The sequence below is a fragment of the Rhizobium sp. BK176 genome, from assembly GCF_024808055.1.
In genome coordinates this window covers 141,223-163,422 of sequence record NZ_JANUBV010000011.1, presented here as the reverse complement: position 1 = coordinate 163,422, position 22,200 = coordinate 141,223, and the positions used below count along the sequence as shown (strand labels likewise).

The 22,200-nt window shown below is 59.5% G+C and carries 19 protein-coding genes; 9 read left to right on the top strand and 10 right to left on the bottom strand.

Going from position 1 to position 22,200, the window contains the following annotated elements:
- Nucleotides 1-45 precede the first annotated feature (45 nt).
- The 3 genes from FHT76_RS27190 to FHT76_RS27180 all read right to left on the bottom strand — a co-directional run bounded on the left by FHT76_RS27190 (nucleotide 46) and on the right by FHT76_RS27180 (nucleotide 7,019).
- The gene (locus FHT76_RS27190) at nucleotides 46-3,291 is read right to left on the bottom strand and encodes an adenylate/guanylate cyclase domain-containing protein (RefSeq protein ID WP_183861176.1); all 3,246 of its coding nucleotides are present in this window, start codon (nucleotides 3,289-3,291) and stop codon (nucleotides 46-48) included.
- A 127-nt stretch (nucleotides 3,292-3,418) separates the two neighbouring features.
- The gene (locus tag FHT76_RS27185; RefSeq protein ID WP_183861178.1) at nucleotides 3,419-4,873 is read right to left on the bottom strand and encodes a hypothetical protein; all 1,455 of its coding nucleotides are present in this window, start codon (nucleotides 4,871-4,873) and stop codon (nucleotides 3,419-3,421) included.
- Between the two features lie 79 nt (nucleotides 4,874-4,952).
- A complete protein-coding gene (locus FHT76_RS27180; RefSeq protein WP_183861180.1) occupies nucleotides 4,953-7,019 on the bottom strand; it encodes a bifunctional diguanylate cyclase/phosphodiesterase in 2,067 nt (688 codons plus the stop codon).
- 336 nt (nucleotides 7,020-7,355) lie between these two features.
- Between FHT76_RS27180 and FHT76_RS27175 the strand changes: the two genes are divergently transcribed.
- The 5 genes from FHT76_RS27175 (at nucleotide 7,356) to FHT76_RS27155 (ending at nucleotide 12,536) form a co-directional block, all read left to right on the top strand.
- Entirely contained in the window at nucleotides 7,356-7,976 is a 621-nt protein-coding gene (locus tag FHT76_RS27175) for a 50S ribosomal protein L25/general stress protein Ctc (protein WP_183861182.1), read from the top strand.
- Between the two features lie 184 nt (nucleotides 7,977-8,160).
- On the top strand, nucleotides 8,161-10,521 hold the full coding sequence (locus FHT76_RS27170) for an EAL domain-containing protein (RefSeq protein WP_259129456.1): 2,361 nt from the start codon (nucleotides 8,161-8,163) through the stop codon (nucleotides 10,519-10,521).
- A 22-nt stretch (nucleotides 10,522-10,543) separates the two neighbouring features.
- Nucleotides 10,544-11,263 (top strand): ABC transporter substrate-binding protein, encoded by a 720-nt coding sequence (locus FHT76_RS27165; protein ID WP_183861186.1) that lies wholly within the window; start codon nucleotides 10,544-10,546, stop codon nucleotides 11,261-11,263.
- Between the two features lie 91 nt (nucleotides 11,264-11,354).
- A complete protein-coding gene (gene pth / locus FHT76_RS27160; protein ID WP_183754195.1) occupies nucleotides 11,355-12,071 on the top strand; it encodes an aminoacyl-tRNA hydrolase in 717 nt (238 codons plus the stop codon).
- Between the two features lie 3 nt (nucleotides 12,072-12,074).
- Nucleotides 12,075-12,536, top strand: coding sequence for a GNAT family N-acetyltransferase (locus FHT76_RS27155; protein WP_259129455.1), 462 nt, complete (start codon nucleotides 12,075-12,077; stop codon nucleotides 12,534-12,536).
- 2 nt (nucleotides 12,537-12,538) lie between these two features.
- Here the strand turns inward: FHT76_RS27155 and FHT76_RS27150 are convergent, their stop codons facing one another.
- Complete coding sequence (locus FHT76_RS27150; RefSeq protein WP_183861192.1) at nucleotides 12,539-12,922, bottom strand: hypothetical protein; 384 nt, start codon at nucleotides 12,920-12,922, stop codon at nucleotides 12,539-12,541.
- 79 nt (nucleotides 12,923-13,001) lie between these two features.
- Complete coding sequence (gene clpS, locus FHT76_RS27145) at nucleotides 13,002-13,313, bottom strand: ATP-dependent Clp protease adapter ClpS (RefSeq protein ID WP_183861194.1); 312 nt, start codon at nucleotides 13,311-13,313, stop codon at nucleotides 13,002-13,004.
- 180 nt (nucleotides 13,314-13,493) lie between these two features.
- On the opposite strand from clpS, the gene ychF reads away from it, so the two are divergent.
- The 3 genes from ychF to FHT76_RS27130 are packed head-to-tail and all read left to right on the top strand — an operon-like array spanning nucleotide 13,494 to nucleotide 15,548.
- Nucleotides 13,494-14,597: a redox-regulated ATPase YchF gene (gene ychF, locus FHT76_RS27140; protein ID WP_183861196.1), complete on the top strand. Its 1,104-nt coding sequence runs from the start codon at nucleotides 13,494-13,496 to the stop codon at nucleotides 14,595-14,597.
- A 28-nt stretch (nucleotides 14,598-14,625) separates the two neighbouring features.
- A complete protein-coding gene (locus tag FHT76_RS27135) occupies nucleotides 14,626-15,087 on the top strand; it encodes a MaoC family dehydratase (RefSeq protein ID WP_405049517.1) in 462 nt (153 codons plus the stop codon).
- Nucleotides 15,084-15,548: a MaoC/PaaZ C-terminal domain-containing protein gene (locus FHT76_RS27130; RefSeq protein ID WP_016554707.1), complete on the top strand. Its 465-nt coding sequence runs from the start codon at nucleotides 15,084-15,086 to the stop codon at nucleotides 15,546-15,548. Before FHT76_RS27135 ends, FHT76_RS27130 begins: the two co-directional genes overlap by 4 nt.
- 9 nt (nucleotides 15,549-15,557) lie before the next feature.
- On the opposite strand, the gene FHT76_RS27125 is transcribed toward FHT76_RS27130, so the two are convergent.
- From FHT76_RS27125 to petA, 4 genes are all read right to left on the bottom strand, one after another.
- Nucleotides 15,558-16,100: an adenine phosphoribosyltransferase gene (locus FHT76_RS27125; RefSeq protein WP_016554708.1), complete on the bottom strand. Its 543-nt coding sequence runs from the start codon at nucleotides 16,098-16,100 to the stop codon at nucleotides 15,558-15,560.
- A 115-nt stretch (nucleotides 16,101-16,215) separates the two neighbouring features.
- Nucleotides 16,216-17,109, bottom strand: coding sequence for a cytochrome c1 (locus tag FHT76_RS27120; protein ID WP_183861200.1), 894 nt, complete (start codon nucleotides 17,107-17,109; stop codon nucleotides 16,216-16,218).
- Between the two features lie 26 nt (nucleotides 17,110-17,135).
- Nucleotides 17,136-18,413, bottom strand: a complete 1,278-nt coding sequence (locus FHT76_RS27115; protein WP_016554710.1) for a cytochrome b N-terminal domain-containing protein — start codon at nucleotides 18,411-18,413, stop codon at nucleotides 17,136-17,138.
- A gap of 13 nt (nucleotides 18,414-18,426) precedes the next feature.
- A complete protein-coding gene (gene petA / locus FHT76_RS27110) occupies nucleotides 18,427-19,005 on the bottom strand; it encodes a ubiquinol-cytochrome c reductase iron-sulfur subunit (RefSeq protein ID WP_016554711.1) in 579 nt (192 codons plus the stop codon).
- Nucleotides 19,006-19,287: 282 nt separating this feature from the next.
- Here petA and FHT76_RS27105 point away from each other — a divergent pair, with 282 nt between their 5' ends.
- On the top strand, nucleotides 19,288-20,220 hold the full coding sequence (locus FHT76_RS27105; RefSeq protein ID WP_183861202.1) for an endonuclease/exonuclease/phosphatase family protein: 933 nt from the start codon (nucleotides 19,288-19,290) through the stop codon (nucleotides 20,218-20,220).
- Here the strand turns inward: FHT76_RS27105 and FHT76_RS27100 are convergent.
- Nucleotides 20,176-22,095, bottom strand: a complete 1,920-nt coding sequence (locus FHT76_RS27100) for an ABC transporter ATP-binding protein (protein WP_183861204.1) — start codon at nucleotides 22,093-22,095, stop codon at nucleotides 20,176-20,178. The genes FHT76_RS27105 and FHT76_RS27100 overlap by 45 nt on opposite strands.
- Nucleotides 22,096-22,200: the final 105 nt, after the last annotated feature.

Genomic DNA, 22,200 nt, shown 5'->3' with positions numbered 1-22,200 from the left:
AGAACAAAATAGCGAAAACTCAACACCTTACGTGGCGGCATTGAATCAATCCAGGAAAGGCAGCACGACAAGCGCGTCGGGATCCAGCCCGTGCCTGACGCAAACCTCCTGGGCGAGCGAAAAGTATCGCTCGGCCTCGGCCATGTCGTCTCTTTCCAGGTTCAAAGTGGCCAGCCCATCATAGCATGGAAACAAAAGCTGTGGTTCGCCGATTTCACGCGCCAGCTGAAGCGCCTCCTCATAATAGGTCAAGGCCAAGGCCGGTTTGCCGTGACATTGATGAATCTGCCCAAGCACGATGAGCGGCACCGCCAAGTGATCGCGCTGATCCAGAGCCCGGTCGATCTCGATGGCCTTCTCCGCGGCAGGCACCCCCTCCTTGGCGCAATTGTCCGTGAAGGTGCAGCAGGCAACAGCGAGATTGGCGAACAGCCGGGCTTGAAAGCCGAGATCGGAAATGCGGGTAGCAACGTCGAGGCCGCGGCGGCAAACATGAATGGCGCGCCCCGGATCGACGATCGTATAGAGCACCCCAAGATTGGAATAGGCGCGGCAGGCTGCCCCGAGAAGACCCGCCGTTTCGGCGACCTCCAGACTTCGTTCGACTTCCCTGACAGCTTCGCGATGCTGCCCGAGTCGGGCCAATGCCACTCCTTTCGTATTCAGCGCCTCCGCGCGCACTTGTGCTGCGTCCCTTGCGACCGGACCACTTTGATCAAAGGCGGCCGCGCTGAGGCAGGATAGCGCGTCGTCAGCCCAGCGCGCAGCCGCGTTCTGGTCGCCCATGCGAAAGGCAAGATGCCCGCGCTCCTGAAGCAGGTGGGCAAGTTCGATGGGCGCATTGCTCTCACTCAGCAACGACGCGGCCTGCGCATAGTCGGCGTCTGCAAGATCGGATCTGCCGGCTGCGAGATTGAGACGACCGAGCTTGCGGAGGATTCGCGCCGCCCCAGTCTGATCATCGCTCTTTTTGAAGATGGCCAGCGCACGCCCGTAGTGATCGCGTGCCGCCTCCCGCTCGCCCGCCGGGCCGCAGAGATCGGCAAATCGCTCATAGAGGGCAACCAACTCCGAAGTGGTCTTCGGATGATCCGGAATCGCCGCAAGCGCTTCGCGGTAGAGGCGCATCGCATCGTCATTGGCGTAGGTCTGGCGGGCGAGATCGCCAGCAGCCATGAGGTACCGGATACCCTTACCCGACTCGTCGGCTCGGCAATAGTGACGACCGAGTTGTGCGATGTCCTCAAGCCGAGAGGGTATGCCGTGATGCATCCGCTCGATGGCCGCACCGATGCGCGCGTGCAACTGCTTGCGGCGCTGTAGCAAGAGGTTACCATAGATGGCATCGTGCAGAAGTTGCTGCGGAAAGCGATAGGAGATCGCATTTGCCGAGGTAGCACGGGGCGTCTCCTCGAGAATCTCTGCCTCGCAGAGATAGTCCAGCCCTCGCTCGATGCGCGCGGTATCCGACGCAACCGCACGAAGCAGCGCAAGATCGAAACGCGGGCCAATGACCGCAGCCTCCTGCGCCAACAGCTTGACGTCGGGCGGCAAACGGTCGACACGCGCAAGCAGCATCGCCTGCAGGTTCATCGGTATCTCGGTTCCCATCTCAGCGCTGGCGATACACCAGGATCCGCCCGCGGAATAAAGCGCACCTGTTTCGATTAGAGCCCGGACGATCTCCTCGATGAAGAGCGGATTGCCGCCCGCTCGTGCGAGAATTCGCGAGCGCCTTTCAGCAGGTACGGAACTGTCGGTGCCGAAGAACTGGCTAAGTAGCTCCTGGCCATCCTGAACCGAAAGCGGCGCAAGCCGCATCAGCGTGCGGTTGATCCGGCTCGACTCCAGGCCCTCGCCTTCGGCAACCGAGCGCCCCGTCGTCAGCATCATCAGACGCGTTCGCTCGAGCCTGTCTAGCACAAACCGCAGCGCCTCGATCGAAGCAGCATCGGCCCAGTGGAGGTCCTCCACAACCAGCAACAGCGGGCTGAGCGACAGCCGCCGCTCAAAGATGGTACGCGTAGCGTAGAAGATCTGTCGCCGCAGCTGCTCCGGCTCGACGTGACGCAGCGCGCCATCAGGATCGCCGAGGCCAAACACATACGAGAGAACCGGCGTGAGGCCGGCAACCTCGGTCTCGCTGAAGCCCAGATCGATCAGTCCAGACGTCAATAGTTCCGCCGTCCGCTCGGCAGTTTCCCGCTCGGCGATTCCATAGGCGCTGCGCAACACCGATGCGAGCGTGCCATAGGATTGCTCCCCAAGCGGTGAACAGACAGCACGGCGCACCACAACCTCTCCGAACCGCTCGGCTTGACTGACCCTCTCCAGGAGCTCACGAACCAGCCTTGACTTGCCGATGCCGGCTTCCCCGATCAGCTGGACGAGTTGCGCGTTGCCGCCACAGGCAGAATCCAGGCAATCGGACATCCGCGACAGGTCTGCGTCGCGCCCGATGAGTTCGGCGTGTAGGCCCAAGCTCTCCAATCCGCGCGCAGTGTGCGGTGTCTCCATCCGCCCGATCAGACGATGCACCTGCACGTTACCCGTCCTCCCGCGAAGGGCCAGGGAGCCGAGATTTTCGAACGCGAACGCATGCCGCGTCAGACGGTAAGTCACCGGCCCGACCAGAATTTCGCCCGGGCCGGCCAGGCTTTGCAACCGCTGCGCGGTGTTCACGGTATCGCCGGTCACGGAGTACGACCGGGCGGCAGCGGCACCGAAGCCGCCTGTCACCACCGGCCCTGTGTTGATACCGACATGGAGCTGCAGCGGATCGCCACCGGCCAGATCCACCCATTTGGCACCGGGGCGCTCCGCCCCTGCAATCATCTCGAGCGCTGCGCAAAGAGCACGATCGGGATCGTCCTCGTGCGCAGTCGGCGCCCCGAACAGCGCCAGCAGCGCATCGCCCACAAACTTGTCGACGAAGCCACCATAAGCCTCCACGGCACGCGTCAGTTCCTCGAACAGCTCGTTCTGCAGAGAGCGCATGAGCTCGGGATCTAGTTTCTCGCTGAGGGTTGTGAAACCGCAAAGATCCGCAAAGAGTACGGTCAACGGACGCCGATCGGCGGCATCGTCAGGCGTAGATGGATGCAGTAGCGGCTCGACAGGAACCGCACGAATCTCGCCTCGGCCAAGGGGTGTTCCACACTTCGGACAAAAGGCGAAATCGGGTTGGCAGGCCTCGCCACAGGAGGAGCAGACGATAGGCTGTCTTGCGCCGCACTTCGGGCAGAACGCAAAACTGCTCTCGATCGCAAAACCACAGGCAGCACAATTCATCGGCCCGCCCCTCGGCAGCGCAGTGGCCCTCACTTAACCTTGCGCCGCCAAGACAGCATGAACCGGACATTGATTGCCCGCAAGTGGTCTCCGCCCCAGCACTTGGCGCGGCAACGCTGCGATAGCGTCAGTCAGCGCCCTTGATGACCTGGCCGTTGATCGTCACGGATCCGTTGCGCGCAACGCTGATATCCCAGCGCTGGCGCCCATCGGGATCTGTCTTGGCAAAGCCCTTGGCCATCATCAGGCCGAACGATACCTGGTTGAGATCGGCATTGGTCTTTGCAAGTTCCTGAACGGCGGCGATGGTCTTGTCCAGATCGCGTGCCAAAACTGTTGCATCCATGGAATAATCCTTGGACGTGTCAATTCGCCCGCGAACCTGTCCGGAAAACTCGGCGTCGTAAACACCCGAGACTGCGCTGATCTTCGGGAAATCCATGACCAACTCGCCACCCTTGAAGAGCCGCTCAGCCGCCTTCTTGCCGCTATCCTCCGATGAAGTGTCGCCGCTGAAATCAACCTTGAGAAACTCGTCCCCGAAGGCCGCGAAATCCATGTCGGCAATGGCAAACTGCAGCTGAAACTCATGAGGCACGAATGCGGAATAGGCAGCCGGAACGATCGCGCTGGCGAAACTGATTTGCTCCGCTGTCACGCCAACTCCGAAACGCGTCGCATCAGTCGGGCCATCAAGCGTAATTGCATAGTTGACGTTCTTCGCACCGCCGTTACCCGCAGCGCTGGAGACGGTCAGATTGTTGAAGTCGATGGTTTCGTTGAAGCTCGTGAGCAACGGGAACGCCTCGCGAAGCATTCCCTTCAACTTGTCGCTATCCGCCACGGCAAGCTTCTTGTCGTCGGCGTGGTCGACCGCGAACATGATAATGTCGCGAACCTTGCTTGCTGGCAGGCCGTTCACCGCCGCCGCGAAATCGATCGCGTCGGCGCGAATTTCGACCGGTGGCACCTCACGGCTGCTGATCTTTTCCAAGAATCCCGAAGCAGAGCCGCTGGTGGCGAAATTGGCAGTACCAGCAGTGGCACCCTCAGACGAGGTCAGCTTGTACTTCATGCCGTCAAAGCTGGCACTGACTTCCTCGGCTTCGGTCTTCGACGAAAAGTTCACGGCCTTTGTTGAGAAATCGCCTGAGCGAAAATAACTGATCGCCGGGTCGAAGACGCCGCTGAAGAGGAAGGCATCGATGGCGTAGGTGAAATCAGTCTTCGGTTGTCCCGGCGCCTTGAAATTCCCGGAAACATTCAGGGAATTGTTCCCCTCCATGCTCCATAGACCAGTTTCCAGTGGCGTTGCGAACATCGACCACGGGGTCAAGCCGGTGATTGCAAAGGTGCCCGGTTCGATCTTCTTCAGAAGCTTTGCGAAATCATAAATGATCTCATAGCGTGTGCCCGCCGGCTTTACGGTCACGAAGCCATCTTTTGCCACGCTCTCCGGCACGACCTTCGTCAGGCTTTCCTCGAGCTGTTTCGCCCCCGCCTGATTGATGTCGACGGCATAGGCTGAAGATGCCAGTGCGATTGCAATCGTGCTTGTTGCCGCAATGAGATTGAGCCGCATACTGAATTCCTCCGCCGCTTGAGTTTTGTGAGCATGTGAGGTTTCCGCAGGGCCAATGTCAAGCCGGGTTGCAACGCGGTCAGGCTGCCGCGTCGGTCCTCGCGGCGTCCGTCGGGCCATTGCCGTCAGTATTGACGAACGCCTCGATGTCGAGACGCGGCATCGGCTTCCCGAACAGAAAGCCCTGGACCTGCAAGCAGCCTTCGCGGCGAAGAAACTCGATGTGCTCCTCCCGCTCCACACCTTCTGCCAGCACCGGAATATCAAGACTCTGCGCAAGAATGAGCGTCGAGCGAACGATGGCCGCCGACTGCTTGTTGGTAACGACGCCGTCGACGAAGGCGCGGTCGATCTTGATCTTGTCGAATGGGAAGCTCTGCAGGGTCGATAGTGAGGAATAGCCGGTTCCGTAATCGTCCATGGCCACCTTGACGCCCAATGCCTTCAGCCGGCGTATGGCGTTCAGCGCGTGCCCGTGGTCGGCGATAATGCCGGATTCGGTGATCTCAAGCTCGAGCCGCGACGCTGCCAAGCCGGTTTCCTGCAGGATCTGCTGTACGATCTGCGGCAAGCGACTATCGGCGAGCTGCTGGGCAGCCACGTTGACCGCAATCCCCAAGGGATTCTTCCAGCTGGCGGCCTCCGCGCAGGCGCTGCGCAGCACCCATTCCCCGAGTTCCATGATGAAACCCGTCTTTTCGGCGATCGGAATGAATTCAGCCGGCGAGATGTAGCCGCGCGTCGGATGCTTCCAGCGTAGCAAAACCTCGAAGCCGAGCACCTCGCGTGTAACGGTATCGTTCTGCTGTTGATAGAAAAGCTGGAATTCGCCGTTCTTCAACCCTTCACGCATCTCCATCGCCAGCGCGCTTCGTTCCCGCGCAGCCTCGTCCATCGAGGGATCGTAGAAGCAGATGCTGCTGCCGGCCGTCGTCTTGGCACGGTACATCGCGACATCGGCCTGCGAAAGCAGGTCATCGACGGTGCGCGCCCTGTCTGGATAGCTGGAAATACCGATGCTGGAGCCGACGCTCAGCGACTGGCCGTTCCACTCCACTGGCCGTTCAATTTCGTCGAGCAGACGCTGGGCCCCGATCTTCGTCTCCGAACGGCCAACGTGATCTCGCATCACAACGACAAATTCATCACCGCCGACGCGGGCCACAAATTGCCCCTTCTGCATGACCTTTGCCAGTCGCTCGCCGATCGCGCGCAGCACCGCATCGCCAGCCGCATGACCATGGACGTCGTTGATTTCCTTGAAGCGATCGAGGTCGAAGCAAAGGACCGCGACGTTCCAGCCGATTTCATGGGTGCTCTTGGTAGCCGCGGCGAGATGTTCGTTGAGCGCCGAACGGTTCGCAAGGTTAGTCAGCGGGTCATGAAGCGACAGATGACGGTAGCGAGCGACCGCCGCTTCTGTCGACTGCATGTCGATGATGTAGGTAGACGCGCCGAGGAGCAAGATGATGATCATCACCGCACCGACCAGGCTGGTCATCACGCCCACGGAAAGAATTTCACGCGGAACGGCGACCGTGGTATCCGGCACGATCGTCATGCCCGCCATGGCGAGAAAATGCGTTGAAACGATCGCGAGGATGAGCGGCAACGCCGCGCCGACCGGGCTGAAGCGGGCAGTCGGTCGCGCAACACGGGTTGCCATCAGCGCGCCGAAGCCAGCCGCTGCAATCAGCGAAGTGATCACATAAGCGCTGTCCCACTGAATGTCGCCTGCCACCTTGTAGCCGGCAATGCCGACATAGTGCATCGCCGCTACGCCAAGGCCGACGATCGCGCCCCCAGCTTCGACCAGCGCATCCTGGCTACGCACCGAGGCAATCGTAAAGCCGATCATCGCCGAAGCGACGCCGATGAAAAGCGAGAGCAGCGTGAGATCCGGCTCATAGCCGCTGAGCGTCGGCGCACGAAAGCCAAGCATGGCAATGAAATGGGTTGTCCAAATCGTCGCGCCGCCAACGAAGCCCGATAGAAAAAGCCAATTGAACTTCTGCAGTCCTTGCGTGCGCCGAACTCGCGAGAAAAGCCGCACGGTGAGCAAGCAGCCAAGCAGGCAAATCACCGTTGCAAAGATCAGATGCGGCCAGCTGTGTTCAGCGACAATGCAGGTAAGGAGACGTGGCATCGGGAGGACCAAGTTGCGTTTTGGCCTTCATATCTGCAGCAACATTTTGTATTACTTAATCTCGCGGAAAATCCGGCTATATGGTTAAGCCTTCTCGATTGCTTTCAACTTCTGGAAATGCTGCACCTGGATTGTTCGCCATCAGCTTGTCCCGGGCCATGACCATCGCCAGCATCAAGCGATCAGCTTGCGTTTCCGTCACATCTATACTATAGCGCACGCGTCCGCACAGACACCCTTGGAGGCAATGCGGATGAGGATGGGGAAACCCGCCTCCAGTTCAGCGACAGGCAATGCCTGCGTCGAGCTCTCCAAATAACCTCGGAAGGAAAAGTCATGAGCCACGAAAGCTACGAGCTCAAGGCCGAGGCGCGCGAACGGGTTGGTAAGGGGTCCGCCCGTGAACTTCGCCGCAATGGTCTCATCCCGGCTGTCATCTATGGTGACAAGCAGGCCCCCATTTCTATCGCTCTCAACACCAATGAGGTGACGAAGCGCATTCATGCCGGTGGTTTCATGACCACGATCGCGACCATCGAAGTCGACGGCAAGAAGTACAAGGTTCTGCCGAAGGACTACCAGCTGGATCCCGTACGTGACTTCACGATGCACGTGGATTTCCTGCGCGTTTCCGGCAACACCCAGGTTACCGTTGAAATCCCGGTTCACTTCATCAACGAAGAAAAGTCCCAGGGCCTCAAGGCTGGCGGCGTTCTGAACATCGTTCGTCACGAAATCGAAGTTCATTGCCCGGCCGATGCGATTCCGGAATTCTTCAACGTTGACCTCAACGGCAAGAAGATCGGCGACAGCATCCACATTTCTGACGTGACCCTGCCGAAGGGCGTGTCGCTCGTCATCGCAGACCGTGACTTCACGGTCGCCACGATCATTGCTCCGGCAGGCGGCGTCGATGAAACCGCTGAAGAAGCTGGCGAAGGCGAAGCTGAAGCTTAATCGCTTCCATAATTTGTAAAGTATAGGGCCCGCTTTCTCCCGAAAGCGGGCCTTTTCAATTACGCGCAAAGGTCCTGTTTCAGCAACATTTAATACATTTCATGGAACCATGCCGGTACGTTTTGGAGACCCGCGGGCGTAGAAACCGCGGGCGTAGGAAGTGCGGCGGGGAGCAAACGGAACGATGAGTAATTCCGTTGAAAATCGTTTTCTGGCAATCATTTGCGGAGCGCTGCTCCTTTTCGTTGCTCCACTGTTCGTGCTGTTCCTTTTTCTTTCGTCCGAGCGTGCGGATAAGGAAATACGCGACCACATCTCCGTTCTTCTTGTCGCCAATTCTCAGGCGCTCGCAAAGCCGCTCTGGGACCTCGACGACGACAGCGTGACCCAGATCAGCGCGACGATCGTTTCGCAGGGTGCCATCGTCAAGGTTCAGGTTCGCGATCAATCGGGCCAGCTCGACGTCACACAGTCGACCATACCGAAGTCATTCAATGGCAATCTCGTCCAGGTCTCGCGCGCGATCATATACAACACGATCGATGGCCCAAAGAATCTGGGTACCATCTCGGTCTTCTATCCGGCGCTCGGTCTCTTCTCCGGCCTCAAGCACGAAGAAATCGTCTTCATGTCGATCTTCATCTTCGCGGTGCTTGCCGTATTCACCGCGGCTTTGGTCGGCAATCGGATCTTCATCATCCGCCCGTTGATGCGCCTGACGGCCGCAGTCGAGGCCACGCGCCAACTCGGGTCGCGACATCACGTCAACTGGCAGTCGAACGACGAGATGGGACGCCTGGCCCGGGGCTTCAACGAGATGCAATCGAAGCTCGAAAGCGAGGAACGCGAACTGAAGCTCGCGCATCGCCGCGCCGTCGACATCTACGACCTGACGCCTGCCATGCTGTTCTCGCTCGATGAGACTGACCGCATAACCGCTGTCAGCGACTATTGGCTCGTCGCGACCGGCTACGATCGGCCCCGCGTGATCGGCCAAAGATTCGCCGACCTCGTGACATCAGATACGCGCGAAGCCTTCCTGAAGCGGAAGAACGAACTCGATGGCGGCGCCGCTCTTGACGTTACGGTCAAGTTCATGTGCGCCGACGGCAACATCATGGACGTACTCATTCTGGAGTCGACAGCAGCTTCGGCGGGTCACAACCGGCTCTCTCTTTCTGTCATGACTGATGTAACCGAGCTGAAGGCCTCGGAAGCCCGCAACCATCAGCAGGCCATCAGGGACCACTTGACCGGCCTCCTGAACCGTCAGGGGTTCGAAGCTGTGCTGGACGCCAAAATTCGCGAAGCAGACGCAGCAACCCAGGAACTGGCCTGCCTTTTCGTGGACCTTGATCGCTTCAAGTGGATCAACGACAATCTCGGGCATGCCGAAGGTGACAGGGCACTACGCGAGTTTGTCAGCCGTCTGAAGACGCACCTGGCCCCATCGGATCAGGCTGCTCGTCTTGGCGGTGACGAATTCGCGATCCTTCTGCCTGCAAAGGATGCCACCCGGCGGGCTAGCGCAATGGCCGAGCAGATCGCCTCCATCTTCGTCGAGCCGTTCGGCCCAGACCTGCATCTGAGCGCCAGCGTCGGCATCGCCATTTATCCGCGCCATGCAGCGAACGCGGCAGAGCTTTTGCAGAAATCCGACATGGCCATGTACGCGAAGAAGCGCGACGGCAAGAACGGCGCACAACTGTTCGACAACGGCATGATGGACCATACTCGGGCTCGCGCCGAGATCGAGAACTATATTGAGACCGGTCTCGCCGAGGATTGGTTCGACGCCTACCTGCAGCCGATCGTCAGCCTGAACGGCCGCGATATCGCCGGTTTCGAGGCCTTGATGCGATTGAACCATCCGCAACGGGGCTTGATGGCACCGGCCGAGATCATCAACGTGGCCGAGGAAACGGCAAAGATCGTGCGCGTCGGCAACGTGGTCATGGAGAAGGCGATCGCACATCTTGCGGCCATTTCCCGTCTCCCAGGAATGCAGGACAGCTATCTCGCCATCAACTTCTCGCCGCTACAATTCGAAACCACCCTGCCCGCGCGCCTTGCCGCACTGCTTGGCCGCCATAGTATCCGCCCCCAGCGCATCGTCGTGGAAATCACCGAGGCGGTGCTGATGCACAACAATCCGCAAATCCGCACGGTTGTCGCCGAGATGCGCCGTTTCGGCTGCCGGATTGCCCTCGACGACTTCGGTACGGGCTATTCCTCGCTGAGCTATCTCAATCGCTTCCCAGTCGACATCATCAAGATCGACCAGTCTTTCACCCGGTCGATCAACGATGGCAACGACGAGGTGCGCGAGAAGAGCCGAACTCTAGTGGAAAGCATCGCGACGCTGTCCCACAAAATGGGCTGCACTGTCATTGCCGAAGGCATTGAGACCGAGGACGAATGCCAGACGCTGCACGAAATGGGTCTCGACTTCGGCCAGGGATACCTGTTCCATCGCCCCCAGCATGCAGCCGCTCTGATCGAGCGCCTGTCGAAGGCCGAACCGCCCATCGCGCGCGCGTCCTGAGCGGCCAAGGAAAGGCAACACCATGAAGAAACTGCTGCTTTTCACTCTTCTGGGCTTCGCTGCCGCGACCCACGCCATTGCGGCCAGCGTCACGCTCGCCACGGAAGAATACCCTCCCTTCAGCTATCGCGACGGCAAGGCGATCAAAGGCGCCTCAGTCGAACAAGTCGACAAGCTGATGAAGGACGCTGGGATCGATTACAAGATCGAGATGATGCCTTGGGCCAGGGCCTATAATCTCGCCCAGACGACACCTTTGAGCTGCGTCTTCACGACCGCTCACAATGCGAAGCGCGACCCGATGTTTAGATGGGTCGAACCCCTTCTGGTTGATCGCAACATCCTCATCACCCGATCAGGCTCCGGCGTCGTGGCACGCGACCTGGAGGAGGCCAAGAAGTACACGATCGGGACCCAGCGCGAGGACTACACGGAGACGACGCTGAAGGAGAACGGCTTCACCAAGCTGGACGTCGCCACCGATTTCAACGCCACATTGCGCAAGCTCCTCAACGGCCGCATCGACATGATGCCGATCTCTGAGATCTACTTCGCCAAACTCAAGGCAGAACAGCCATTGGACAAGGTGACGGTGCTGTCCTCACAGCAAATGGGGATTGCCTGCGAGAAGAACTTCCCGAGCGATTTGCTCACCAAGATGCAGGCTGCACTGGACAGACTGATTGCCGACGGCACACAGAAGACCATCTTCATAAAGTACGGCTTGAGCTCCGCGGACTAATTTTCCGCGTTTATGGCGGCTTCGCCTTGACTTTGGCGTCATTTCGCGATGGTGAACGCATAAAGCACATTTGCAAGGAAATAGACGAGCCATGCTGATTATCGCGGGCCTCGGCAATCCCGGTGGAAAATACGCCGGAAACCGCCACAACATCGGCTTCATGGCGGTGGATGCGATCCATCGCCGCCACAATTTTTCGCCTTGGTCGAAGAAGTTCAAGGCCGAGATCGCCGAGGGCGAGATTGCGGGCGAAAGAGTGCTGCTCATCAAGCCGCAGACCTACATGAACCTCTCCGGCGAAGCTGTCGGCGAAGCCATGCGCTTCTACAAACTGCAGCCCGCCGACCTGGTGGCGATCTATGATGAACTCGACCTGCCGTCGGGCAAGGCGCGCCTGAAGACGGGTGGCGGCCATGGCGGCCACAACGGCATCAAGTCGCTGGACGCCCATTGCGGCAGGGAGTATCGCCGCCTGCGCCTCGGCATCGGCCATCCGGGCGTCAAGGAATTGGTGCAGCACCACGTCCTCGGCGACTTCGCCAAGGCCGACCAGGCCTGGCTCGAGCCGCTGCTCGATGCGCTCGCCGACAACGCCGACATGCTTGTTCGAAAGGAAGACTCGCAACTGATGAACAAGCTGGCGCTTGCGGTTGGCGGCAAGGCCGAAGAGGAAAAGCCGAAGTCCGAAAAGAAGCCGGCGGCGAAGTCCCACATCCACCAGGCTCGCAATCACAACCAGCCAAAGCTGCCGGCAACCGGGCCGATGGCCGAAATGCTGAAGAAGATGTTCGGCAGCAAGGGTGACTGAGCCATGCCGACCGGCGAACTCGTCATCCGCGCCGCCGAGATAGGCGACCTGCCGGAACTACTTGCCCTCTACCATGAGCTCAACCCGGCTGATCCGGCAATGGATCGCGCGCACGCCGAAGAGCGGTTCCAAGCGATCCTCGCACAACCTGGCATGACGATATTCGTCGGACTCGCGAGTCAAACCGCCGCGTCGTCGGTGACGCTGATCATCGTTCCCAATCTGACCCGGAGCGGCGCCTCTTATGCTTTCATCGAGAACGTTGTCACGGCCGCCGACCACAGGCAGCGCGGCTATGGCCGCGCCTTGATCAACCACGCGGTTGAAACCGCGTGGAAGGCCGGCTGTTACAAGGTGATGCTTCTGACCGGCTCGAAGGATCACGCCACGCTACGCTTCTACGAGAACTGCGGCTTCACACGGGACAAGACTGGCTACCAGATCCGGCGACCGGCTGGCGACTGAGCTCATAGCAATCCAACTGCGTGCAGCCTGAAGAGAAGAAGGTTCCAGATCCACAGAATGCCGCTGTCGATCAACCAGGCCACGGCAATGGAGACGCCCGGGGAAAACAGCATGGCCAACAGCCCACCAACCACGGTCAACACACAGGAAATGCGGAAATTCTTGAGGCTGTCGAGACGATAATAGCCGGCGTCGTCATATTCCGTCCCGAAGAGCAGATCCGGCAGATCGTAACCGGACGATAGCGGCAGGTCCATCAACGGCCGGTCAGTCACCCGATCAGGGAGAACGTTAAAGACGGCCCGGCAAACATGGCCGATCGCACCAAGAAACGCAAAAAGCCCTGCGGCGACGAGATAGTGCCATGTTGCTGCTTCCCCTTGCATGAACACCCCCACCGATGCGGGCATACTGCCGGAAAACAGCGGATGTCGAATTAACGAGGGTGGTTAAGAAATTGCCAACCTATTCCTCGGGCTCAGCCGTCAACATCAACGGGAAACCGGCGTCCTTGGCGTAGTCCATCGCTTCCTTGACCTTGGTCTCCGCGATGTCCTTGGTGCAGACCACAACCACGCTTGATCCCATCTTGTGGGCCGTCATCATCACGCGATAGCCAGTCTCTTCGCTCATGCGGAAGACGGCCTTGAGGATCATCACCACGAATTCTCGCGGCGTGTAGTCGTCGTTGAAAAGGATGACCTTGTAAAGCTTCGGCCGATCCAGCTTCGGTTTCGACTTCGTCTTCGGTTTAAGGGCAATATCGTTGTCACTCATCGGAAACCCACCCGTTGATGACATGGAGAGGCGAGAACAGTTCGCCGATACCTATATTGCGCCGCGAAGCCTGGCCTTCAACCCTCGGAATGCAACAGAGTTGCGCGAAAAGCTTGACCGCAAGGCGCGTTTTATCCCATAGCCAGCACCAACGAATTCAAGAATAGCAGGTTTCAGGTCATGGGCTTCAAATGCGGTATCGTCGGTCTGCCGAATGTCGGCAAATCGACCCTCTTCAACGCGCTCACCAAGACGGCGGCAGCGCAGGCGGCGAACTATCCCTTCTGCACGATCGAACCGAACACCGGCGAAGTCGCCGTTCCGGATCCCCGTATGCAGAAACTGGCAACAATTGCCGGCTCCAAGGAAATCATCCCGACGCGCATCTCCTTCGTCGATATCGCCGGTCTGGTTCGCGGTGCCTCGAAGGGTGAAGGTCTCGGCAACAAGTTCCTCGCCAACATCCGCGAAGTCGACGCCGTCGTGCATGTGCTGCGCTGCTTCGAGGACGACGACATCACCCACGTCGAGGGCCGCATCAACCCGGTCGGCGATGCCGATACGATCGAGACCGAGCTGATGCTTGCCGACCTCGAAAGCCTCGAGCGCCGCGTGGAGCAGACACGCAAGCGCGCCACCGGCAAGGACAAGGATTCTATTGCCCAGCTGCCGGTCATGGAGGCCGTCATCAAGCTGCTGAACGAAGGCAAGCCCGCACGCCTGCTCTTGAAGACACTGGCGCCCGAGGAGATAGAGATCCTCAAGGGCCTCAACCTGCTGACGTCTCATCCAGTGCTCTATGTCTGCAACGTCGCGGAAGCCGACGCTTCGACCGGCAACGAGCATACCAAGGCCGTCGCCGCCATGGCCGAACAGCAAGGCGCCGAATGCGTCATTATCTCGGCGGCCATCGAGTCGGAGGTGGCCCAGCTTCCCGAAGAGGAAGCAACGGAGTTCCTATCGGCGCTCGGCCTCGAGGAAGCCGGCCTCGACCGGCTTATCCGCGCGGGCTACCACCTGCTCGACCTGATCACCTATTTCACCGTCGGCCCCAAGGAGACGCGCGCTTGGACGATCGTGCGCGGCACCAAGGCACCGCAGGCGGCAGGCGTTATCCACACCGACTTCGAACGGGGTTTCATCCGCGCCTTCACCATCGGCTACGACGACTACATCAACTTCAAGGGTGAAGTCGGCGCCAAGGAAGCAGGCAAGGGCCGCGACGAAGGCAAGGAATACGTCGTTCAGGACGGCGACGTCATCCACTTCCGCTTCAACACCTGATCAGCAACGGCCGGGGAGATTGGGCCGCATGAAACTTTTCTACGAAGACTTCGAGCTGGGCCGACGTTTTACGCTCGGCCCGCGGACGGTCACGGCAGCAGAGATCATCGAGTTCGCGCGTGAATTCGATCCCCAGCCGATGCATGTCGACGAAGCGGCTGGCCGCGCGAGCATTCTCGGTGGGTTGGCGGCATCCGGCTGGCACACTTCGGCTCTCTTCATGCGTATGATGGCGGATAGTTTTCTCCTCGACTCGTTCTCCCAAGGCGCCCCCGGCGTGGACTTTATGGAATGGCGCAAGCCCGTTCTGGCTGGCGACACGCTCTCCGGCCATTCGACGGTTGTCGAGACTCGCACGCTGCGCTCGAGGCCCGGCATCGGCATGGTCAAGTTCCGCCACGAGGTGGAAAATCAGAAGAACGAACTCGTCTGCGCGTCGGAGAACTCGATCATGTTCGTCATGCGTGACGTGCTGGAGGAAACAGCATGATCATGGCCGAGCGTTACGCCAGCGGTGAAAAGACTGAAATCGGCAGCTATGTGTTTACGGCGGAGCGGATCGTCCACTTTGCCGAGCGCTTCGACCCTCAACCGTTCCACCTGGACGCGGAAGCTGCAAAGACTACCCTCTTTGGTGGTCTGTGCGCATCGGGATGGCACACCTGCGCGGCATGGATGAAGACCTTTGTTGCCTACTGGAGCGCGGAAAGCGCGCGACTGGCAAGCGAGGGCATCAAGCCCCCCACGCTCGGTCCCTCGCCCGGCTTCCAGAAGCTGCAATGGTTGCGGCCGGTCTTCGCCGACGAAGAAGTGACCTACTCCGTGACCTTCCTCTCAAGCCGCCCTCTGGTGTCCCGCCCAGGGCGTCGACTGAACACTATTCTGTGCGAGGGAACGATCGACGGTACGCCGGTGGTGCGGTTCGAAAGCACGGTCATCGAATTTGAATAGTCGCGGGCCTCAATGGCCCGCAAATTCCACCAGCGTCCGGACATCCACGCCAAGGTCTTCGAGCTTTTTACGACCGCCAAGATCCGGCAGGTCGATAACGAAACAGGCGGAAACGACCTCCGCACCCATCTGGCGGAGGAGTTGCGTAGCGGCGACGGCGGTTCCGCCGGTCGCAATCAGGTCATCAACCAGGATGACCTTTTCGCCGGGCTCCACGGCATCCCTGTGCATCTCCATCTCGTCGACACCGTATTCAAGGCTGTAGGCGACGCGCACCGTGTCGCGTGGCAGTTTGCCTTTCTTGCGGATCGGTACGAACCCTGCCGAAAGCTGGTGGGCAACCGCACCACCCAGAATGAAGCCTCGCGCTTCGGCCCCAGCGATCTTGTCGATCTTCATGCCGGCATAGGGCTGGACCAGTTCATCGACCGCGCGGCGAAACGCGCGTGGATTGCCGAGAAGCGTCGTAATGTCACGAAAGATGATGCCGGGCTTTGGGTAGTCCGGGATGGAGCGGATGCTGGCCGCAAGCTCCGAAATCGTATTGCTCATGGATTATCCATATTCTGCAGGGCTTCAATTCCGCGCACCCTACCAATTGCCACTCTCGGAACCAACAAAAAAGGCGGCCCGAAGGCCGCCTTTCCTAGGCTCTGGAACAAAGCGCTTAGTGTTCCTTGTTCGCGTAGACCGAACGCTTCGTAAGATAAATCAGTCCCGTGAAGATCACGAGGAAGACCATGACCATGAAGCCGGTGCGCTTGCGCTCTTCGAGATGCGGCTCGGCGGCCCACATCAGGAACGATGCGACGTCCTTGGCGTACTGGTCGACCGTCGCCGGCGCGCCATCGTCATAGGTGACCTGGCCGTCCGACAGAGGCTTCGGCATCGCCAGTGCGGCAGCGCCAGCGAAGTACGGGTTGTAGTGAGTTCCCTGAGCCACCTGGACGCCGGCTGGCGGCTGCTGGTCGTAGCCGGTCAGCAGCGAATAGATATAGTCGGGACCACCTTCCTGATAACCGCCGACAAATGGGATCATGTCGAATAGGAACTGCGGGAAGCCGCGCTCGATGCCGCGCGCCTTGGCGATCAGCGAGAAGTCCGGCGGCGCCGCGCCATTGTTGGCCGCTGCCGCCGCTTCGTGGTTCGGGAACGGCGACGGGAAGTAATCCGACGGAATGGCCTTGCGGGTGAACATGTCACCGCTGGCATTCGGCCCGTCCTGAACCTCGTAGTTGGCGGCAAAGGCCTTCACCTGGGCATCCGAGTAACCCAGCGCCCCGAGCGTTCTGAAGGGCACAAGGCTCATCGAGTGACAGGCGGCGCAGACTTCGGTGTAGACCTTCAGGCCGCGCTGCAGCTGGCCCTTGTCATAGTGACCGACCGGGCCCGCAAATGTCCAATGCTCATGCTTCGGATGGAGCAGCGGAAAATGTGGCGTCTCGCCTTCGGCATGTTTTGCCGGCTCGGCGCCGTTCGAGGCCGCTTCCTGGGCGAATGCTGCGCCGCTCAATCCTGCGACGACAGCAAGCGACAGGAGGCTTGTAACAAGCTTTTTCATGTTTCTCTTCCCTTCCTGCCGCACTCTCAGGCCTTGACCGGCTCAGCGGCCGCCGCCTTGTTGCGCTTTTCCAAAACCGCTTCGGTAATTGAATTTGGCAAGCGGCGCGGTGTCTCGACGAGGCCGAGAACCGGCATGGCAACCAGGAAGAAGGCGAAGTATAGCAGCGTGCAAATCTGCGAGATGGTGGTGTAAAGGCCTTCAGCCGGCTGGGAACCGAGCCAGCCAAGAACGATCGCATTGGCGACGAACAGCCAGTAGAACAGCTTGTACCACGGGCGATAGGCAGCCGAGCGAACCTTCGAGGTATCGAGCCAGGGCAGGAAGAACAGCACGATGATCGCGCCGAACATGACCAGAACGCCTGCGAGCTTCGAGTCGATCGGCCCGATGTTGAAGGTGATCGAACGCAGCATCGCGTAGAACGGCAGGAAGTACCACTCCGGGACGATGTGGGCAGGCGTCTTCAACGGATCAGCCGGGATGTAGTTGTCCGGGTGGCCGAGGAAGTTCGGCATGTAAAAGACGAAGTAGGCGTAGACTAGCAAGAAGATCGATACACCGAGCGCGTCCTTCAGGGTCGCGTAAGGCGTGAAGCGAACGGTATCCGTCTTGGTCTTGACCTCGACGCCTGTCGGATTCGTCTGGCCAACAACGTGCAGCGCCCAGATATGCAGGACCACAACGCCGGCAATGACGAAGGGCAGCAGGTAGTGCAGCGAGAAGAAGCGATTCAGCGTCGGGTTTTCGACAGCGAAGCCACCGAGCAGGAACTGCTGGATCCACTCGCCGACCAGCGGGAATGCCGAGAAGAAACCGGTGATAACCGTTGCACCCCAGAAGGACATCTGACCCCAGGGCAGAACGTAGCCCATGAAGCCGGTCGCCATCATCAGGAGGTAGATGAGCACGCCGAGGATCCAGAGGATTTCGCGCGGCGCCTTGTAGGAGCCGTAGTAGAGACCGCGGGCGATGTGCAGATAGACTGCAACGAAGAAGAACGAAGCACCGTTGGCGTGCATGTAGCGCAGCAGCCAGCCGTGGTTCACGTCACGCATGATCTTCTCGACGGAATTGAAGGCAACCGTCGTTTCCGCGGCGTAGTGCATGGCAAGCACGACGCCGGTGAGAATCTGCACGACAAGCATGACCGCGAGCATGGCGCCGAAGGTATAGGCATAATTCAGGTTCCGCGGAACCGGATATGCGACGAAACTGTCGTAGACCATGCGCGGCAAAGGCAGCCGCGAATCGATCCACTTCTCGAGGCCGGTTGATGGCTCGTAGCTGGAATGGCCACTCATAAATCAGTCCCCCTCAACCGATCTTGATTACTTTATCGGAAATGAATGAATAGGTCGGGATCGCCAGGTTCTGCGGTGCCGGACCTTTGCGAATGCGGCCGGCCGTATCGTAGACCGAGCCATGGCAGGGACAGAACCAACCATTGTATTCGCCAGCTTGGCCGAGCGGGATGCAGCCGAGATGGGTGCACGAGCCGATCATGACGATCCAGTTTTCCTTGTCCTTACCGGCGGAACGGTCGACGCCGGTTGCCTGCGCGTCGGAAGGCAGGTTGGCGTTGCGCGCTACCGGGTCCTTGAGATCGGACAGCGGAACCTCGTCAGCAGCCTTCACTTCCTCGGGCGTACGGTTGCGGATGAAGATCGGCTTGCCGCGCCACTTGGCGGTCAGCGACATCCCAGGCTCAAGGCTGGAAACGTCGACCTCTATGGATGCCAGAGCCAATGTCGAAGCATCCGGGCGCATCTGATCGATAAACGGCCATGCGACCGAAACGGCGCCAACAGCGCCCGCCATACCAGTGGTGAGATAAAGGAAATCACGGCGAGTGGGCTCACCCGTGATCTCGCTTGTCGTTTCGTGTTCGCTCACGGCTTAAACCATCCTCTACGCAATTTTTGCGGAACTCCGCCCTTCCCCTCGCGGCGGCGAATCTGTCGCGACACAATTCGACCATAGATTCCCCACCAATCCGGCGCGTTCTAAGCTTGATCGCAAATTATGTCCAGCCTTGGCAAGACCATGTGGGCACAATGTCGCGGGAATTTTCAGATGATTTTCGAAGACAATCACATGCTTGCCACAGTTGTGCGTTGCACCAATTCGCGCCCCATGCTAGCGACGGTCTGAAGCTTCCCTCTTCCATGTCCGGCGATGAAAGACACTTTATTCTGCATAGCGAGTGTCCTCCTTTCGCTGTTGCTGGCGCTGATGTCGCTGCGCTACGTCACGCACGTCTGGCTTCTGGCCTTTGTCTATAGCTTTCAGATCCATTTTGCCTTGGCGGCGGTCGCAGGGTGTTTGATCCTTCTGGTGCTCAAGCGCCACTGGTACGCCTACCTGCTACTCACCATCGCAGTGATGCTGCTGGGACATGGCGTAATAATGCTGAGAGAATTTGCGGCCATGCCCGCGAATACAGAAACGCGGCCCTCTTTCAAGCTGATGTCCTTCAACATCGAGCACGAGAATTTCGCCAATGCGGGTCGCATTGCGGATTTCATCATCGCCTCGAACGCGGACGTCGTGAACGTCCTGGAGGCCGCGCCGCTTCGCCCTCACATCGCTCGCTTGGCTGCCACCTATCCTTATCACATAGGCTGCGGTGCGGAGACCAACGAATGCGACACGCTCGTGCTTTCAAAGCGCCCATTTGTCGACAAGAAGGTGAGCAGCCTGGGCGATCTGTGGCGCAACCGGCTGACACGCTCAGCGATCGACTTCGACAGCACGAAGATCAATTTCCTCGCTGCCCACCTCGCCAAGCCCTATTTCGACGACTTCCTGACAGACGAACTCTTCGATCTCAGATCCATGGCAAGCGCGATCGATGGTCCCCTCGTTCTTGCCGGCGACTTCAATTCCGCGATTATCGACCCACGTATTCAGCGCTTCATGCGCGAAACCGGGTTTCAGACCGTCTTTCCGGAACCGGCGAGCTGGCCGATCAAGGCGGTCCGCTTCGGCATCAGCATCGACCACGTTCTCGCCCGCCCGCCGCTGCGGCTGAAGTCGGTCAAACGCATCGAAGACAATATGGGCTCAAACCACTTTGGCCTCATTGCCGAGTTTACCATCGACCGCTGAAGCAGGAGACGGCGCCTCGATATCGGTGGCGAGGAATCCACCGGATTGCCGGGCCCAGAGTTCTGCATAAAGACCTCCGCGCTTCAACAGGGTCTCGTGCGTGCCCTCCTCTATGATCTCGCCCTCATCGACGACAATCAATCGATCGAGCGCGGCGATGGTCGAGAGCCGATGCGCGATGGCGAGCACGGTCTTGCCTTCCATGAGGCCGATCAGATTGGATTGGATCGCCTCCTCCACCTCGGAATCCAGCGCCGAAGTCGCTTCGTCGAGAACGAGAATTGGCGCATCCTTCAGCATCACGCGCGCAATCGCAATGCGCTGGCGCTGGCCACCGGAGAGCTTCACACCTCGCTCCCCGACATGAGCCTCGAAGCCCCTGCGGCCGTTTTGGTCCTGCAGCCGCTCGATGAAGGCAAGCGCTTCCGCCCGCCGCGCCGCCTCGACGAGACGCGCTTCGCCCGCGTCGGGGCGACCGAACAGGATGTTGTCGCGAACCGAACGGTGCAGCAGTGACGTGTCCTGGCTGACGACCCCGATCTGCATGCGCAGGGACTCCTGCCTGACGGCGGCAATATCCTGGCCGTCGACCAATATCCGCCCACCTTCGACGTCGTAGAGGCGCAACAACAGGTTTACCAGAGTCGACTTGCCCGCCCCGGAGCGGCCGACGATGCCAACCTTTTCTCCTGGCTCAATAGTGAGCGAAAAGTCGTCAATGACGCCGCTTTTCCTGCCGTAGTGAAAAGAGACACTCTCAAAGCGGATTCCGGGCCGTCGGATAACGAGGTCGCGAGCGTCGGGCCGATCGACCAGCCCAAGCGGCTGCGAAATCAAATCGGCGGCATTCTGTATCGTGCCGAGGTTGCGCATGATGCCGTTGAACTGTGTCATCAAGCGGCCGAGAAGGAAGTTCAGACGCAGGACGAGCGCCAGCGAGAAAGCGACGGCGCCGGAACTCACGAGGCCTGCCAGCCACAGATGCACGCTGAGGCCGGCCATCATGACGATCATGATGCCCGAGAGCAGCGCCATAGAGGCACGTACACCGGTGATGAAGCGCGTGAACCGCAGCACGGTGTGCTGATAGAAGTCGAAGCCTTCTCGCATATAGCGGTCGCTCTCTTCGTCCCGCGCAAACAGCTTGAGGGTCTGGACGTTGCTGTAGGCATCGACCATGCGCCCGTTGATCATCGACGCGGCTTCAGCCGTTTCCCGGGAATGAAATCGGATGCGCGGCACGAAATAGCGCGCGAGAACGCCGAATACGCCCAGCCAACAAAGCACGACTGCGGCAAGTGAGAAGTCCAGCCGGGCGACGAGCACTAACGTCGTCGCCGCATAGATGCCAACGAACCAGACGCTCTCCATGAGCGACGTCACCAGATCGCCCGTGGCCTGGCCGGCCGACCAGACCTTCGTGACGACTCGGCCGGAGAAATCGCTTTGAAAGAAGGAGAGCGATTGCCGCGAGACATGCAGGTACGATTGCCAGCGCGCCAGATTATAGAAGCCGGGCGTAATCACCTGCTGGTCCACCAGCGCAATCAACAGCGCAACGACAAAGCGGACGATACCGATAAGGACGAGCATACCGAACAGTTCGGCGCCATGCGCGGCAAGGAGACCGCTCCAGCCTTCCGCCGGCTTGATCGTCGCAAGTATGTCCACGAGCCGTCCGACGAACCAGAAGAGCGCCGCTTCTATCGCCGCCGACATCCCGCCGAGCACGAGCATCGCAACGAAGGGCGCCTTAGCCTGGCCAATATAGAACCAGATGAATCCCGACGTTGAGCGCGGCGGCTGGATGTTTTCTCGCGGCGCAAAGGGATTAATCCAATTTTCGAAGGCATGGAGGAGTCGTTTTATAAGCATAAATGCGATATAGGCTTATTAGCCAGAGCGGGAAAGCAACGGCTCCAGGGCGCAACCTTATATTTTCGTAACAATCGGTAACAACAGCGGCATCGCTGTTGAATG